This window comes from Pseudomonas sp. R-28-1W-6 (assembly GCF_009799925.1).
Lineage (GTDB): Bacteria > Pseudomonadota > Gammaproteobacteria > Pseudomonadales > Pseudomonadaceae > Aquipseudomonas.
The window spans coordinates 338,332-354,870 of record NZ_WELK01000003.1; the positions used below are offsets into that span (position 1 = coordinate 338,332).

A 16,539-nucleotide genomic window follows, 5' to 3' on the forward strand; every position below is an offset into this window, starting at 1 on the left:
ACATTCTAACCAGTTTCAGCGCTGCCGGGGCATGCACGGCGCTTTGCCCGCCTGGGGGTGGTGGTTATACTGCGCGGCAATTCCATTCAAGAAGAGCCGCGCTCTGTGAACCGGCCAGCCCAGGTCAAACCCGACAATTTCTTCCTGCTGCTGTTTCACGCCCTGCGCCAGCGGCGCGTGCCTCTGGCCCTGCGCATCGCCAGCCACAGCCTGCTGCTGGTGGCCCTGGCCCTGGTGATCTACGCCTGGGTGATGGGCATGCAGTTCAAGCAGGCCATGCAGCAGCAGGCCGACGCCCTCGGCCAGAGCCTGACCGTGCAGACCGCCGCCTCGGCCACCGAGCTGCTGGTGTCCAACGACATCCTCAGCCTCAACGTGCTGCTCAGCAACCTGGTGAAGAACCCGCTGGTGGCCCATGCGGCCATCTACAGCGTGGACAACCGCATCCTCGCCGAAGCCGGTTCGCGCCCCAGCCAGGGCCTGCTGGGCGACACCGAAGGCCTCTACTCGACGCCGATCACCTTCCAGGAAGTGATCGCCGGGCAGCTGCGCATCAGCCTGGACATGCAGCAGTTCCAGCAGCCGATGACCATCAGCCTGCAGAGCATGGGCCTGCTCAGCCTGATCCTGCTGGCCCTGGCCCTGTCGCTGAGCCTGCGCCTCGGCCGCTACATCTCCACCCCGCTGCTGCAACTGCGCCTGTGGCTGCGCGACCCGGACGACCCGGCGCCCGGCGCCGGCCGCCAGGACGAGATCGGCGACCTCGCCCGCCAGCTGCAGGCCCGCCTGGTGCCGGAAAAACCACCGGTGGTGGCGCCCGCCGTGGCCGACGATTTCGCCGACGAGCAGGCGTTCTACGTCGACGAACCCGCCGAGCCCGAGTTCCGCGTGCCCGACCTCCACGAGCCGGACTTCGACGAGCGCGTCGAGAATTACCTGGAAGAAGACCGCGACCTGCCGCGCAGCGGTCAGGCAGAGGACGATCCATTCGCCGACCTGCGCCCGGTCGAGGACGGCGCGCCGCTGGCAGCCGCCGCCCCCGCAGACTTCGCCGAGGCGCCGGCCAGCGTGCCGGTGCTCAGTGCCGTGCTGGCCATCCAGCTCGGCGCCCAGGAGCAGCTGCGCCATCTGCCGCGCTCGCGCCTGCTGGAACTGCTGCAGCGCTACCGCGACTGCCTGGAACAGGCCGCCGCGCTGTACCAGGGCAAGCTGTACACCCTCAACGACGGCAGCAGCCTGATGCTGTTCAGCAGCAGCCACAGCGGCGAGGACTACCTGACCCACGCCCTGTGCTGCGGCGAGCTGATGCGCGCCCTCGGCCATGCCCTGCAGATCGAGGTCGCGGACAGCGGCATCACCCTGCAACTGCAGCTGGGCCTGACCTGCAGCGACCAGGAAATCATCCCCAGCCAGGCCGAACTGCTGCTCAGCGAAGCGGCGCAGGACGCCCTGGCCCTGTCCCAGCACAGCCGCAACCTGCTGCTGGTGCAGCGGGCGATCGGCGATGACCCGCTGCTGCGCCAGCGCGCGCGCATCCGCCCGATCGCCAGCCCGGAAGGCGCCAGCTGCGTCGAGCGCCTGCTCGAGCCCTACCCGTCGCTGCTGGAACGCCAGCTGACCCGCATGCACGAGCATCGCGGCCAGCCGTGACCACCCTGATCAGCCACCCGCTGCCGCTGCTGGCAGTCGGGCTGGCCCTCGGGGCACGGGTGATCCCGCCACGCCTGCTGCTGGCCGGCCTGTTCTGCACCCTGCTGCCCGATGCCGACGTGCTGGCCTTCAAGCTGGGCATCGCCTATGCCGACGCGTTCGGCCACCGCGGCTTCAGTCACTCTCTGTTATTTGCCGGTATCGCCGGGTTACTCGGCGCCCTCGCCTGCCGGTTACTGGCCTGCGGCCCGCTCAAGGCCTTCATCTGCATAGCCCTGGCGACCGCCTCGCACAGCCTGCTGGATGCGGCCACCGACGGCGGCCTGGGCGTCGCCTGGCTGTGGCCATGGAGCGAGCAGCGCTTCTTCCTGCCCTGGCGGCCGATCGAGGTGTCGCCGTTCGTGCGCGGCTTCTTCAGCGCCCGCGGCCTGGCCGTGCTGGCCAGCGAGGCGCGCTGGGTCTGGCTGCCCTGCCTGACCCTGGCGCTGAGCGGCATCGCCCTGCGCGCCTGGCAGGCCTCAGGCCGGCGCGTGCGGCAAGAGGCGCTCTAGGCCGTCGAGCAGGCGCCCCAGCGCGCCTTGGTTGGCGCGCAACACGCCCAGCCCGCCGGCGGCCATCTGCGCGGCCCGCTCGGGCTCGGCGAACAGCTGCTGCAGGGCGCCCAGCAACTCCCCGGCATCGCGTACCTGCAGCAGATCGCCGGCGGCCTGCAGCTGGTTGGCGATCTCGAGGAAATTGAACAGGTGCGGCCCGCTCAGCAGCGGCTTGCCCAAGGCGGCCGGCTCCAGCAGATTGTGCCCGCCGTTCTCGACCAGGCTGCCGCCGACGAAGGCCAGATCGGCCAGGGCATAGAGGAACAGCAGCTCGCCGAGGGTATCGCCGAGCAGCACGCCGGTCTGCGTCGACACCGCCTCCTGGCACGAACGCCGCGCCGTGGCGAAGCCTTCGCGCAGGCACAGCTCGAACACCGCGGCGAAGCGCTCCGGGTGGCGCGGCACCAGGATCAGCAGCGCCTCGGGAAAGCGCGTCTGCAACTGGCGATGGGCCGCCAGGATGATCTCGTCCTCGCCGGCATGGGTGCTGGCGGCGATCCACACCGGCCGCGCCTGCGCGCCCCATTCGCCGCGCAACTGGCTGGCGCGCTGCTGCAGCGCGGCATCCACCTGCAGGTCGAACTTGATCGAGCCGGTCACCGCCACGCAGCCGGGGCGCGCCCCGAGCTGGCGGAAGCGCTCGGCCTCGGCCTCGGTCTGCGCGGCGATCAGGCTCAGCTCGGCGAGCATCGGCGCGGTCAGCCCGGCAAAGCGGGCGTAGCCACGCGCCGAGCGCGCGGACAGCCGCGCATTGGCCAGCACCACCGGCACGCCCTGCCTGGCGCACTGGTGGATATGGTTCGGCCACAGCTCGGTCTCCATGATCAGCGCCAGCCGCGGCTGCACCCGGCGGAAAAAGCGCGCGCAGGCCCAGGGCAGGTCATAGGGCAGGTAGCAGTGCTGGATCCTGTCGCCGAACAGCGCCTGGATCCGCTCCGAGCCGGTCGGCGTCATGCTGGTGACGGTGATCGGCAGGTGCGGGTAGCGCTGCAGCAGCTCGCGGATCAGCGGCGCGGCGGCGATGCTTTCGCCCAGCGACACCGCATGCACCCAGATGCCACCGCGGCGCAGCGGCGGCAGGCCCAGGGCGAAGCGTTCGCCGACACGCCGAGCGTAGGCCGGCGCCCGCCAGGCCCGCCACAGCAGACGCAGACAGATGACCGGCAGGGCCAGGTGCAGCAGCAGGGTATAGAGCGATCTATTCATGGGCGCGCAGCTTAGCAAAGGCGCGTGGCGGAATGCGCGCCAACCTGCCTGGGCTCCGGCCGCTATCCGGGCATCGCCATGGATGCCGGGGCCGCCGGCAGGCAGCCGAGGCGTTATACTGCGCGCCTGTTTTTCAGCGAGCCGTTGCGCATGTCCCAAGCTCTCAGCACCGATGTCCTGATCGTTGGCGGCGGTATCGCCGGCCTCTGGCTCAATGCCCGCCTGCGCCAGCTGGGCTACGCCACCCTGCTGGTGGAAAACGCCAGCCTCGGCGGCGGGCAGAGCGTGAAGTCCCAGGGCATCATCCACGGCGGCGCCAAGTACGCCCTGCACGGCGCGCTGACCGGCGCCTCGGAGGCCATCGCCGATATGCCGCGGCGCTGGCGCGAGGCCCTGGCCGGCAGTGGCGAACTGGACCTCTGCGGCGTACGCCTGCTGTCCGAGGCCCACTACCTGTGGTCGCCCGGCAGCCTGGCCGGCAACCTGACCAGCTTCTTCGCCAGCAAGGCGGTACGCGGGCGGGTCGACCAGGTCAAGGGCGAGCAGCTGCCGCCGGCGCTGCAGCATGCGAAATTCAAGGGCAAGGTCTATCGCCTGGCCGAACTGGTGCTCGACGTGCCCAGCCTGATCACGCGGCTGGCCACACTCGCCGGCGACAGCCTGCTGGCCGGCCGCGAAATCGCCCCGCTGCGCGAGCACAGCGAGCTGGCCGGACTGATCGTCGATGGCCGCGAGATCCGCGCCCAGCGCGTGGTGCTCAGCGCAGGTCAGGGCAATGCTGCCCTGCTCGCCACCCTCGGCGTCAGCCAGCCGGCCCAGCAGCTGCGCCCGCTGCACATGGTGCTGGTCAAGGGGCCGAGCCTGAAGCCGCTGTATGCCCACTGCCTGGGCGGCGGGCCGAAGCCGCGGGTCACCGTGACTACCCATCCGGCGGCAGATGGCCAGTGGGTCTGGTACCTCGGTGGCGATATCGCCGAAGCCGACGGCGTGGCCCGCGACGCAGCCGCACAGATCCGCGCCGCACAGAAGGAACTGGGCGACCTGCTGCCGTGGATCGACCTGGCCGACGCGCGCTGGGCCACCCTGCGCGTCGACCGCGCCGAGCCGGCGCAATCCGGCCTGGTGCGCCCGGACAATGCCTTCCTCGCCGACCAGGGCAGGCTGCTGGTCGGCTGGCCGACCAAGCTGGCCCTGGCCCCGGACTTCAGCGACCGGGTGCTGGCCGCCCTGAGCCGCGATGGCATCCGGCCCAGCGCGCAACCGCCGCTGCCCGAGCTGCCGCGCCCCGCCATGGCCCGCCCGGTGTGGGAGGAGCTGCTGCCATGAGCCTGCACGACCTGCATCGCCCGCTGGGCGCGACCGGCCTGCGGGTGTCGCCGCTGGGCCTGGGCACGGTCAAGCTCGGCCGCGACCAGGGGGTGAAGTACCCCAATGGCTTCACCATTCCCGACGATGCCGCCGCGCGCAACCTGCTGGCCCAGGCCCGCGAGCTGGGCATCAACCTGATCGACACCGCCCCGGCCTACGGCGTCAGCGAGCAGCGCCTGGGCCCGCTGCTGCGCGGCCAGCGCCAGGACTGGGTGATCGTCAGCAAGGTCGGCGAGGAGTTCGAGGCCGGCCTGTCGCACTACGACTTCACCCCGGCCCATGCCCGCCTGTCCCTGGAGCGCAGCCTCAAGCGCCTGGAAACCGACTGCATCGACCTGCTGCTGGTGCACTCGGACGGTCGCGACCTGGCCATCCTGCAGGACAGCGGCCTCTACGAGGCGCTGGCCGAGTTCAAGCGCGAAGGCAAGATCCGCGCCTTCGGCCTCTCCGGCAAGACCGTCGAGGGCGGCCTGCTGGCCCTCGAGCGGGGCGACTGCGCGATGGTCACCTACAACCTCGCCGAGCAGGCCGAGAAGCCGGTGCTCGACTACGCCGCCACCCAGGGCAAGGCCATCCTGATCAAGAAAGCTCTGGCCAGCGGCCATGCCTGCCTGGCCGCCGGCCAGGACCCGGTGCGCGCCAGCTTCGAGCTGCTGTTCGCCCACCCGGCGGTGAGCAGCGCCATCGTCGGCACCATCAACCCGCAACACCTGGCGGCGAACGTGGCCGCCGCCGCCGCGGTGATCCGCGGCTACACTGCAAAACTCCGGTAAATCGCTGCCAGCCCACCGCGCCGGCAGTACGCACCGCCCGCAGCCGCAGGAGCCGACATGCCGAGACTATTGGCCCGCAAAGACCCTGGCGCCTTCCAGACCCTGGCGTTGCAGGTGAACGCCGGCGCGGACGGCCTGCACTATCGCAGCCAGGGCCTGCCGCTGAACTTCGCGCAGATGCAGGAGCGGCGCCGCCCGATCGAGGTGAGTGACAGCCGGCAGTTCGCCGTGGCACTGGCCAACCTCGGCGTCTCGGTGCGCCTGACCCTCGACTGGCAGGGGCGTGACTACTGGCTGCTGGTGCGCCAGCGCCGCCCGGATCGCGGCGACGTGGTGCTCAAGCTGATCTCCGGCTACGTGCCAGCCCATGAACTGAACCTGCCGCTGCTCACCGCCCTCCAGGAAGTCGCCGAGGAGTGCCTGATCGAGACCGCCGACGGCTGGCTGGGTGGGCGCTTCGGCGACACCTGGCTGCCGACGCCCTACCAGCCCAGCCTGCGCTACCGCGAACGCAGTCACTTCCGCCTCGCCCCGCTGAGCGGCGCGGCACGCCCGGTACAGTGCGCCAACCTGAAGCTGCTGGAGCGGCCGCAGGCCTACGTGCACCTGCCCACGGCCTCGCTGCAACTGGTCTACGACCTGCGCCTGGAACTGCCCCGGGACTGCCGCCAGCCCAGCCTGTTCCACGTCGACGAATGCCTGGAGGACGGCACGCTGGTCGCCCGCCTGGAGCGCCGCCGGCCCGATCTCTACCTGCTGCCGCTGCGCCAGGGCCGGCCGAGCGGCGAACTGTTCACCCTCAGGCGCGGCGAACTGCGGCCGGCCAGCTGCCGCGGGCTGTGGCTGTCGGAGAGTTTTGCCGAGCAGGAGAACTGGCTGGTGCGTGACGAGCGCATCGCCTGGAAGGACTGGCTGGCACGGCTGCACCAGGAACCGCAGGAGCCGGGGCGCAGGGCCGGCTGAAGTGTGCCGGCGGCAGGCAGCCGCGGGCACGCAGGAGGGCAAGCCTTACTTGCTGCGGATCTTCTCGACGATGGCGGTGGTCGAGCTGTTTGCCACCAGACCCAGCACCCGCACCTCGCCGCCATAGGCGCGGACGATATCGGCGCCCACCACGCCCTCGATGCCGTAGTCGCCGCCCTTGACCAGCACATCCGGCTTGATCGCCCGCAGCAGGTTTTCCGGGGTGTCTTCGGCGAAGCTCACCACCCAGTCCACCGCGCCGAGGCCGGCCAGCACGGCCATGCGCCGGTCGACCGCGTTGATCGGCCGGCCCGGCCCCTTCAGGCGGCTGACCGAGGCATCATCGTTGACCGCCAGCACCAGGCGATCGCCCTGGGCCCTAGCCTGCTCCAGGTAGGTCACATGGCCGGCGTGGAGGATGTCGAAGCAGCCGTTGGTGAAGACGATCTTCTCGCCGTGGGCGCGGGCATCCTCGATCACCACCAGCAACTGTTCCAGGCTGACCACGCCGCGCTCGGAGCCCTGCTCGCGCTGCACCGCCCGGCGCAGTTCCGGCGCACTGATGGCCGCGGTGCCCAGTTTGCCGACCACGATGCCGGCAGCCAGGTTGGCCAGCGCCACCGCCTGCGGCAGCTCCTCGCCGGCGGCCAGGCTGGCGGCCAGGGTGGAGATCACCGTGTCGCCGGCACCGGTCACATCGAATACCTCGCGAGCACGCGCCGGCAGGTGCAGCGGGCCGTGATCCGGGCGCAGCAGGGTCATGCCATGCTCGCCACGGGTGACCAGCAAGGCGCCCAGCTCCAGCTCCAGCATCAGCTTGGCACCCCGACTGACCAGCTCGGCTTCATCGGCGCAATGGCCGACGATGGCCTCGAACTCGCTGAGGTTCGGCGTGATCAGGCTGGCTCCGCGGTAGATGGAGAAATCCTTGCCCTTGGGGTCGGCCAGCACCGGAATGCCCTTGGCCCGCGCCAGTTGCACCAGGGCCTGGTGGTTCTGCAGCGCGCCCTTGCCGTAGTCGGACAGCACCAGCACCTTGACCCCGTCCAGCAGCGCCTCGACGTCGGCGGCCAGGGCCTCGGCATCGGTATGGAAGGGTTCCTCGAAGTCCATGCGCAGCAGCTGCTGGTGGCGGCTCATGACGCGCAGCTTGACGATGGTCGGCTGGTCGTCGATGCGCTGGAAATGCGCCTGCACCCCGGCCGCATGCAGGCTGTCGGTGAGGCTGTGGGCCGCCTCGTCGCGCCCGGTCACGCCGACCAGCAGCGCCGGCGCACCGAGGGCGGCGATGTTTAGCGCGACGTTGGCCGCGCCACCCGGACGGTCCTCGATCTGCTCGACCTTGACCACCGGCACCGGCGCTTCCGGGGAAATCCGCGAAGTGCCGCCGTGCCAATAACGGTCGAGCATGACATCGCCCACCACCAGAACGGGGGCTTGATCGTAACGGGGCATGGACAACTTCATGGGTACTCCGGAGCGGCAAAATCGCCGCGGATCATAACATGTGGGGTAAAAGCGGCCCGGGCTCACTCGCCCAACGGACGCACCCAGAACAGTTCGTGGCGACGCACGGCCTTGCGGAAGAATTCGTCCTCACCGGTCGCGGGCCAGCGCCGCCCGGCCAGCAGGCGCTGGATCAAACGCCGCAACTTTCTCTTCAGCGGTAACGGCCCTTGCAGATCGTGCTGCATGGCCAGGGCCATGGCCTTGTCGAGTTGCACTTCGGCACTCAGGCTCGGACTCCATAGACCATCGGCAGGCAACGCCTCGATGGCGGGTGGCAAGGCGATGCCATTGCCAGCCGGCCCCATCGGCCAACGGTCGTTGTCGTGCAGATGATTGGCATACAGAAGCTGGGTTTTCGGCTGCCAGGCGCTGAGCTGGATAGCCTCAAGCAAGGCGCGGGTAGCGGCGACATGGTCGCTGTGCGGGTCCAGTTCGGGATGCGGGGTGACCACCACTTCCGGACGGAAGTGCTCAAGCAACGCCGCCAGATCGGCTATCAGGTTGCGCCAGCTGGGTTGGCCATCGGCATCGCCAGGCAGGGTCAGTGGGTTGTGGCGGCGCACGCTGCGGATATCGCTGGCGCCAGACTCGCGGGAAGCGAAGCCCTGTTCGGGCTGTTCGGCCATCGCCGGCAACTGCAGGCAGTAGTAGCCAAGCTGCACGCAACGCTGCTGCGGCACGCCACCCCACAGCGGGATGGCCAGGCTGTCCCAGGCGCGCAGGCGGCCCTTGAGCTGCGCCGCCTGCTGGCTGTTCAGGCCCAGCCCCCGGTAGCCATCGGCTTCGATTTCGCCTTGGGTCAGGGTGACGATGCTGGTCTCGGCGGCACCACTGTACAGGCCGAAGGCGGCCAGCTCGGCATCGTCGGCATGCGGGGCGATGACCATCACCCGCCGCTCGCTATAGTCGGCATTGCTGAGGGCGAACAGGCGCGCCACTCTCACCAGCCGGCAATAACGCCCGCGCAGCATCAGCTCACCCGCCGCCAGCGCCGCAGCCTGCCCGGAGAGGTTGAGGTAACGCCGGCCATCGACACCGCGCTCGAAGTCCTGGCGATCATCACCCAGCCACACCTGCGGATCGAACAACCGTCCCAGCCAGGTTGCACGCACAGTGCATTCGAGGACTAGCGTATCGGCAGCGGCGAAATCACCCTCGACAAACAGCCTTCCCGCCTCCACACGCACCGCGAACTGCGGCGTCCCGGCCGGAAAGTCATAGCGGTAGTCATCCCGGGGCGAATAGAACAGGTGATCGGCAAACCAGGCCTCATGGGCGATCCAGCCCAGCAACAGGAGCAACGGCACCAGCCACCAGGCCAGCAGCACATCCAGCAAGGCCAACAGCACCAAGGCCGCCAGCAAGGCGATACGTTTATGCCGACGATGGCGCTTGAGCAACTGCTGTTTGCGTCCACTCATGGCGTCACACCTGATAGACCGCAACGCGGTTGCACCAGCGGTCCTTGTATTCGCGGTCGGCGCGACCGAAGGAATAGCGCAGCGGTTTGCCCAAGGCCCGCGCCTCGCTCCAGGCGGCCTGGGTATTGACGAAGCTGAGCACACTGCCGGGACTGAATTCGCGGTTCTGCGGATCGACCCCACCATTGATGTACTCCAGGCTGACCCACTTCGGCGCCTCCACCCGGTAGAGAACCTGGATCGCCACCGGCTCGTCGTTCAGATAGATCAACGAGCCGGTCATGAACTCGCGCAGCAGGCCAAAGACCTCGGCCAGGTGCGCCTTGCCGGTGGCCTCGAAGCCCCAGCGGCGCTGGAACAGGTCAGCGTAGATACGCGCCTGCTCCTCGGCAGACAGCTCCAGCATCGGCCGGATCACGCCCCCCGCCTCCTCCAGCAGGCGCTGCTCGCGGCGCTGGTTGTAGCGGAACTTCTTGCTGTATGCCTCCGGTTCGCGGGCCAGGGCCAGCCCTTCCGGTTGCTCGCGCAGGGTACTTACCTGCCCGGCATTCAGCGGCGAGACATAGCGCGCGCGGTGCCGTAGCGGCAGCCGAACGCCCGGCGCCACCGGCAGGATCAGCTCGGCATTGCCCAGGTCGTACAGGCCGCGCTTGCCCTGCTGCTTGAGCACATCCTTGGCCAGGGCCAGATAACGCCCCCAGGTGGGGATCGCCGCCACCAGCTCGCCACTCTGCTGCCAGCCCAGATAGCGCACCGGAATCGCGGCTAGCCCGGCCAGGCGCTCGACCACCAGCGGGTGAGTGGCGACACTGCCACCGAAGCGCGACCAAGCCGCGGCATAGGCCGCCGCATCGATCTCCGTCCAACCGCGCTCACGCCAGGCACGCCAGTGGCTCAGCATCAGTTGTTCTGCTCCAGGGCTGCTGGCTCGCCAATCTCTTCGAAGTGCCGGGCGTGCAGGCGTGCGTAGTAGCCATTGAGCGCCAGTAGCTGTCCATGGGTGCCCCGCTCGACGATCTGCCCCTGGTCCATCACCAGGATCAGGTCGGCCTTCTCGATGGTGCTCAGGCGGTGGGCGATGACCAGAGTGGTGCGGCCCTTCATCACCTGATCCAGGGCGCCCTGGATATGCCGCTCCGACTCGGTGTCCAAGGCGGAAGTGGCCTCGTCAAGAATCAGCAGCGGCGCATCCTTCAGCAGCGCTCGGGCGATAGCCAGGCGCTGGCGCTGGCCACCGGAGAGCAGCACGCCGTTCTCGCCAACCTGGGTGTCATACCCCTGCGGCAGCTTCTCGATGAACTCGGCGGCGAAAGCGGCTTCGGCCGCCTTGCGCACATCCTCCAGCGGCGCGCCGGCCAGATCGCCATAGGCGATGTTGCTGGCCACGCTGTCGTTGAACAGGGTGACGTGCTGGGTGACCAGGGCGATATGCCGGCGCAAGTTGCGCAGGCCGTATTGCTCGACATCCAGACCATCCAGCAGGATCTGCCCCAGCTCGTGGTGGTAGAAGCGTGGGATCAGGTTGGCCAGGGTCGACTTGCCGCTGCCGGAGCGCCCTACCAGGGCCACCATCTGCCCGGGCTCGGCGACGAAAGAGATGTTGTTCAGCACCGGCTTCTCGGTGCCCGGATACTGGAAGATCAGGTCGCGCACCTCGAGACGGCCGCTGACCCGCTCGCGCACCTCAGTGCCACGGTCAACCTCCTGCTGCTCGTCGAGCTGCTCGAAGATGCTCTCGGCCCCGGCTACCCCGCGCTGGATGGTCGAACTGACCTCGGACAGCTGGCGAATCGGCTTGGGCAACAACCCGGCGAGGGTGATGTAGGCCACCAGATCGCCTGCCGAGGCATCGCCGCGCATGAACAGCACCAGAAACATCAGCACGGCCATGGCGCTGTAAATCACCAGTTGCAGCATGGGTGTGTACACCGCGCCGGTCTTGGTCATGCGCAGCTGCTTCTGCCGGTTGCTATCGCTGGCGGCGAAGAAGCGCCCCTGCTCGTAGGCTTCGCCACCAAAGCTGCGCACCACGCGGTAGCCCTGGATGGTTTCGGAGGCGACATGGGTGACGTCGCCCATCGCCACCTGGATCTTCTTGCTCTGCTTGCGAAACTTGCGGCTTGCGCTGGTCACCATCAGGCCGATCAGCGGCAGAATTGCCAGCATCACCAAGGTCAGCTTCCAGTTCATAACCAGCAGGGTGGCGAACAGGAACACCACGGTCATCCCTTCGCGCACCACCACCTTGATCGCATCGGTGGCGGCGCCAGTGACCATGGTCACGTTGTAGGTAATGCGCGAAATCAGGTGCCCGGAGTTGTGGTTATCGAAATAGCGGTTGGGCAGCACCAGCAGGTTGTTGAACAACGCCACCCGCAGGTCATGCACCAGGCCCAGCGAGACCCGGGCGAGAAAATAGTTGCCCAGGTACGAGCCGATTCCCTGCCACAGCGCGATCAGCACGATCAGCAGCGGCACGGTCTGTAGCAGCTTGAGCTCAACGAGAAAGGGCACGTCTTTCAGGTACGGGACCTCGGCGAAAAAGCTGGCCCCCGGGTTGGCCAGACCATCGACGAAGTACTTGAGGATGTAACCCAGCATCGGCTGGGTCGATGCAAAAATCAGGAACCCCAAGATACTGATGGCGAACAGCCCCCAGTACGGGATCACGTATTTCAGCAATCGCAAATAAACCCTGAGGCTGGATTGCTGGTTAGAATTGGCCATTCGGCGAGCCCTGTACCACGACTAGAGAAACAAGATGCGGATTGTATCAGCGAACGAACTGCAAAACTGGCTGCAGAACGGTGAAGTCCTTGAACAAGACAGCCACGGCCCGAAAGTCGTGCACCTGGCCGATGGCAGCTTCCTGAAGATATTCCGCAGCCGCCGCCCCCTACTCGCCCGCTGGCTGCCCGAGGCCGTGCGCTTTCAACGCAACGCCGAACGCCTGCAGCAACTCGGTATCCCCACGCCACAGATCGAAGAGTGTGCCTGGCTGAACCGCGATCAGGTGATCAGTGCCTGCCGCTACCAACCGCTGGCCGGCACGCCGCTGGACAAGCTGTTCCACCAGCAGCGCCCGCTATTCGATGCGCAACTACCAGCACTGGCGGCCTATATCCACAGCCTGCACCAGAAAGGCATCTACTTCCGCTCGCTGCACCTGGGCAACATCCTGCTCACGGCAGAACGGCAGTTCGGCCTGATCGACTTCCTCGACATCCGCTTCAAACGAGGACCACTTCGCCGCGCCATGGTCCGGCGCAACTTTGCGCATTTGCAGAACTACCTGCAGCGCCGCAAAGTCCAGAACTTCCCCTGGGACGAACTGCTGGCGGCCTATAGAGTGGTCAGCAGCTCGCCTGCCTGAGCGGGACGAAGCCAGGGCATTACGCTGGTCGGCAAGCGACTCTGCGGAGGTATAGGCTGTAGGCGCAAAAACCCGGATGGTGTAGCCCCTGTACGATGACGGTAAAGGCCCAGCCAGCCGTTCGCCTGGTTCAGTCACGCAATCCTCCTCCGCGACAACCGCTACCTGCCCATGCAGGCAGGCCATGCCATCAGCGCTCGCTCTTGTCCTCCACATTGACCGCTGCACAACGCATGGCCAGGACCATGCCCAGGGCAATCGGCAACCACGTGATCAACCAGTCGGCATTGGGCTTGAGCCACAGGCCGATACCATCGGTGAGCAGAGCCACGCTGGCGAATGTCCACAAGGCCAGCAGCGCCCGCCCCAAGGGCTCACCACGGTTCAGCCAGGCACGCCACAACGTTGCCAGCCAGAGCAGACTGAACAGCATCAACCCGGGCAGCCCCAGGCGCACGGCGATATCCAGAAACAGATTGTGTGGATGCTTGAACGAGACATGGATGGCCGGCACAGCAATCTCGTAAGGTTTGAAGCCCAGCCCCAACAGCCAATTGTCACTGAACAGCTGAATCCCGCCCATCCACAGAGTCGGCCGGTACGACACCCCTCGCTCCACAATGCTCTGCGGCTCAACAATAGCTAGCGCTGCCACCCCGACGAGCATCAGCAAAATAACCAGGAACCCTTTCCGCGTTGGCTTGGCGAGCAACAAAAAAATCAGCGCAACAAAGAGTGCCAGCCAGACACCACGAGTATGGTTCAAACCTAGAAAGACCACATAAGCCAGCGCGACCAGCGCCAGTGAAACGCTCAGCGCAGGCTTATTGATCGGGCGGATATAGAGGAATACCCCCAGCAGACTGAGTGCGCCCACTGCATGAGCAGCCATGATGGCCGTGTCCCACAGTCCCAACGCAATCAGACGCTGACCTGGCGCAGGCCCAGCACCAAAGTAGTACAGCGTGGACGCTGCGGCCCCTAGACCACCCAGCCACACACACAGGCGCAACAAGCTTTCCAGCGACCAGCGGACATCAAGCGCCGCCAGCATCACCCCGAGCAGGGACAGGGCCACATAGAAGGGCAGTTTGACCTTGCTCTGCGGCTCAGCCGCGCCCTGCACCAGCAGCACCAGCAGAGTCCATAGCGCCAGAGCGGCGAACAGCAGGATCTCCGGCTGCCTCAGGCGTGCACGGAAGTCGTTATGGAACAAGGCCAGCAAGGCCGGCAACCAGAGAAACACAGCAGTCAACTGGTGGTAGAGCTTGCTGCTCGGCAGCACCCAGGGCGCACAGAGCAGTATCAGCAGGCCGATTACAGCCCAACGTGCTAGGACCTCCTGGCGTAGCGACAACAGCTTCAACACTTCAAGAATCCCGCCGCAACATCCGCGCTGCCACTAGATCCAGATGGACCTGATCGGCACTTTTCCAACTACCCGGCACGCAGTATTCGGCCGCCATGTAACGCAGGAAACCCTCGCGTACCGGCGCCTCCAGCGACCACTCAGGGAAAGCCCGAGCAACGGCCAGCAACTCCTCGACAGTATCGGCATGCATCACCAGACCAGGGATATTGAAGAATGCCTGACCCAAGGTCAGCAGTGGCTTGCCCAGTAACAGACTTTCCAATCCGACCGTAGAGTTCAGGGTAATGACGAACTGACTGGCCTGGATCAGCTCCTGGGTCGGATTGCCGTTAGCAAACAGCAAGCGCTCATGGGTCCGCAACTGCAGGTCCGGATAGGTTTCACGACTAGACGGATGCTCCTTAAACACTACGGTCAAGCCGGTCTCGGCAACCAGGCGCTCCCCCAGAGCGAACAATTCGCGCATATCGCCGACCCAGGGCGAGAACAGACGCACCTGGGTATCACGGTCGTCCTGAAACGGGATGAAGACAAAATGCTCGGGCAGCTTGATCGGTGCGCCCCCCGCGCTGCGCGACTTGCGCGGGACCAGAGTGAGCTGTGCCTCGGCAGCACCGGCCGGCGCCTGGTAATGACGGTAAAATTCGGCATCGCGCGGCACCGAGTTGCGGTAGTTAACTCCGCGCGTATCGACCGTGGTGGTGTTCGGCAACAGGCCGTTCTCAAAGAAGAAAGTACGGCAGTCGGCTGGCAACAACGACAACAGCAACTGGCAGTGACGGCTTGAGCCATTCCACACCCCTACCGCATCCGGGCACTCTCGCGCCAGCAGCGCCTGCGCGCGCAGAGCAACTACCAGCATTTCCAGGCGCAACAACAGGCGATAGAGCCACCCCTCGTACTTGCCCTTGATACGTCGTTCCTGGCATTTCTCCTCAACCAGTACCGACCAGTTGACTCGCGCAATCACCCGGAACAATGCGCCCAGCGCCGGCCAAGGCATCTGCCCGGGGGTCACCACCTTGCCCTGCATGCCTGGCTGCTCCAGCAGCTTGTTGAAGTACAGGTTCTGGTGCTTGGCCAGAGCCAGGAACAGCACTTTCATAGACGACCCTTGGTTTGATTCGAACAAGATGGCGCTCCGCCCTCAGTGCCGACCTATTTCAGCCGACAACTTCTCTCCTGGCAGAGCATGACCACCAACGAGCTGTTCCACGCACTCCACCAGCGATGCCAATGGCCGCTCCGATTGATCGATATGAAATGCCATGAACTGCGCAAGGCTACGCCGGTAATCCTCAGGGGACTTGGCAACGCCTTCAATACTGCTAGCCAACTGGCTTTCGACTCGACACCTGGGCAAACCGAAACGCTCGACCGAGAAGTAGTCTTCATCGTTGCCCAGCAAGACAAAGGGAATGCCTGCGCGAGCGACGTCCAGCACGGCATTGGTGTAGCCGCACAGCACCAGATCAAACCTTCCGGCACATTCATCCAGACTCACACTGCCCGCAAGCATGCGAACCCTTGCGTTAGCTGTTGCATGGGCCACCCAAGGGTGGCCAGAGGCCCGCGGATGAATCTTTACCGTCAAATCGGCATCTGGGTGCTCTTGCAACCACTTCATGACCCACGCACAGCACTCCAGATAGTCCGGAGTCTGTTCGTAATCGGGCCCTGAACCAAGAAAGAGCAGTTGCGGCCTTCCACCTGGACTGCTTACAGGCGCTTCAGGCTGCAGACGATCCGACAGGTAGTACGGCCCGGCAAAAACAGTGACGCACGAGCCAAAACGGCCGGGAATAGATGCCAGGTACTCGAAGGAGCTTCTCCCGAACAGCGCATAGTAGTCGTAATCGAAATAATCATAACGACTGGACTGCCCGGAAGGCACCGAATGAGCCAGATGCATGACCTGCGCGCCCTCTTCGCGCAGCGCCTTCACAAGACTGGGAACGACCCAGGCATTGCGTTCGGTCAGCACGACCTTGGGCCTGTAGCGCTGGAGCAGATAGGCCGCATGCGCCGCGTAGAAATGCAGCAGAAAGGGCACGGGGCGTCGCGGTACGGCGAGTTGTCGGGCGAAAATCAGCCTGCGCTCGCTGTCCTCGACAAACTCTTCGACTCGCATCCCGCGCGCCCGCAAGGCGGCCACCAATGGTTTCTTGCGCCCCTGCAGATAGGACTTGCACGATGGGTGGATCAGCAGAACATCACAACACCCTTGCTCTCCAGTGCCCCGGCGACACACCAACCAAGCCATGACGGCCTTGCTCCATAGCTGCAAGGCAAGCCTGATCACACCGGGCCA

14 protein-coding genes are annotated in these 16,539 nt (G+C 66.2%); 6 read left to right on the forward strand and 8 right to left on the reverse strand.

Translation table 11 applies throughout. The features are described from left to right. Positions 1–105: 105 nt before the first annotated feature. Entirely contained in the window at positions 106–1,650 is a 1,545-nt protein-coding gene (locus F3I62_RS09240) for a histidine kinase (RefSeq protein WP_160489352.1), read from the forward strand. Then, complete coding sequence (locus F3I62_RS09245; protein ID WP_160489353.1) at positions 1,647–2,201, forward strand: metal-dependent hydrolase; 555 nt, start codon at positions 1,647–1,649, stop codon at positions 2,199–2,201. Before F3I62_RS09240 ends, F3I62_RS09245 begins: the two co-directional genes overlap by 4 nt. Here the strand turns inward: F3I62_RS09245 and waaA are convergent. After that, positions 2,169–3,449 carry a lipid IV(A) 3-deoxy-D-manno-octulosonic acid transferase gene (gene waaA / locus F3I62_RS09250; protein WP_160489354.1) on the reverse strand — a complete coding sequence of 427 codons (1,281 nt, stop codon included), beginning with the start codon at positions 3,447–3,449 and terminating at the stop codon, positions 2,169–2,171. The genes F3I62_RS09245 and waaA overlap by 33 nt on opposite strands. 150 nt (positions 3,450–3,599) lie before the next feature. On the opposite strand from waaA, the gene F3I62_RS09255 reads away from it, so the two are divergent. From F3I62_RS09255 to F3I62_RS09265, 3 genes are read left to right on the forward strand one after another with little or no spacing between them, the layout of a single operon-like run. Continuing rightward, complete coding sequence (locus F3I62_RS09255) at positions 3,600–4,775, forward strand: FAD-binding oxidoreductase (protein ID WP_160489355.1); 1,176 nt, start codon at positions 3,600–3,602, stop codon at positions 4,773–4,775. Continuing rightward, positions 4,772–5,590 (forward strand): aldo/keto reductase, encoded by an 819-nt coding sequence (locus tag F3I62_RS09260; protein ID WP_160489356.1) that lies wholly within the window; start codon positions 4,772–4,774, stop codon positions 5,588–5,590. Before F3I62_RS09255 ends, F3I62_RS09260 begins: the two co-directional genes overlap by 4 nt. Positions 5,591–5,647: 57 nt before the next feature. Next, positions 5,648–6,553, forward strand: coding sequence for a metal ABC transporter ATPase (locus F3I62_RS09265; protein ID WP_160489357.1), 906 nt, complete (start codon positions 5,648–5,650; stop codon positions 6,551–6,553). A gap of 45 nt (positions 6,554–6,598) precedes the next feature. Here F3I62_RS09265 and hldE read toward each other — a convergent pair whose 3' ends face one another. From hldE to msbA, 4 genes are all read right to left on the reverse strand, one after another. Next, a complete protein-coding gene (gene hldE, locus F3I62_RS09270) occupies positions 6,599–8,020 on the reverse strand; it encodes a bifunctional D-glycero-beta-D-manno-heptose-7-phosphate kinase/D-glycero-beta-D-manno-heptose 1-phosphate adenylyltransferase HldE (protein ID WP_160489358.1) in 1,422 nt (473 codons plus the stop codon). Between the two features lie 62 nt (positions 8,021–8,082). Continuing rightward, positions 8,083–9,483 (reverse strand): PIG-L deacetylase family protein, encoded by a 1,401-nt coding sequence (locus F3I62_RS09275; RefSeq protein ID WP_160489359.1) that lies wholly within the window; start codon positions 9,481–9,483, stop codon positions 8,083–8,085. A gap of 4 nt (positions 9,484–9,487) precedes the next feature. Further along, entirely contained in the window at positions 9,488–10,384 is an 897-nt protein-coding gene (locus tag F3I62_RS09280) for a GNAT family N-acetyltransferase (protein ID WP_160489360.1), read from the reverse strand. Then, the gene (msbA, locus tag F3I62_RS09285) at positions 10,384–12,210 is read right to left on the reverse strand and encodes a lipid A export permease/ATP-binding protein MsbA (protein ID WP_160489361.1); all 1,827 of its coding nucleotides are present in this window, start codon (positions 12,208–12,210) and stop codon (positions 10,384–10,386) included. Before msbA ends, F3I62_RS09280 begins: the two co-directional genes overlap by 1 nt. A 34-nt stretch (positions 12,211–12,244) precedes the next feature. Here msbA and F3I62_RS09290 point away from each other — a divergent pair, with 34 nt between their 5' ends. After that, the gene (locus F3I62_RS09290; protein WP_160489362.1) at positions 12,245–12,856 is read left to right on the forward strand and encodes a lipopolysaccharide kinase InaA family protein; all 612 of its coding nucleotides are present in this window, start codon (positions 12,245–12,247) and stop codon (positions 12,854–12,856) included. A 190-nt stretch (positions 12,857–13,046) separates the two neighbouring features. Here F3I62_RS09290 and F3I62_RS09295 read toward each other — a convergent pair whose 3' ends face one another. From F3I62_RS09295 to F3I62_RS09305, 3 genes are read right to left on the reverse strand one after another with little or no spacing between them, the layout of a single operon-like run. After that, a complete protein-coding gene (locus F3I62_RS09295; RefSeq protein WP_160489363.1) occupies positions 13,047–14,225 on the reverse strand; it encodes an O-antigen ligase family protein in 1,179 nt (392 codons plus the stop codon). 1 nt (position 14,226) lies between these two features. Then, positions 14,227–15,333 (reverse strand): capsular biosynthesis protein, encoded by a 1,107-nt coding sequence (locus F3I62_RS09300; protein ID WP_160489364.1) that lies wholly within the window; start codon positions 15,331–15,333, stop codon positions 14,227–14,229. 42 nt (positions 15,334–15,375) lie between these two features. Next, the gene (locus tag F3I62_RS09305; RefSeq protein WP_256667720.1) at positions 15,376–16,491 is read right to left on the reverse strand and encodes a hypothetical protein; all 1,116 of its coding nucleotides are present in this window, start codon (positions 16,489–16,491) and stop codon (positions 15,376–15,378) included. Positions 16,492–16,539: the final 48 nt, after the last annotated feature.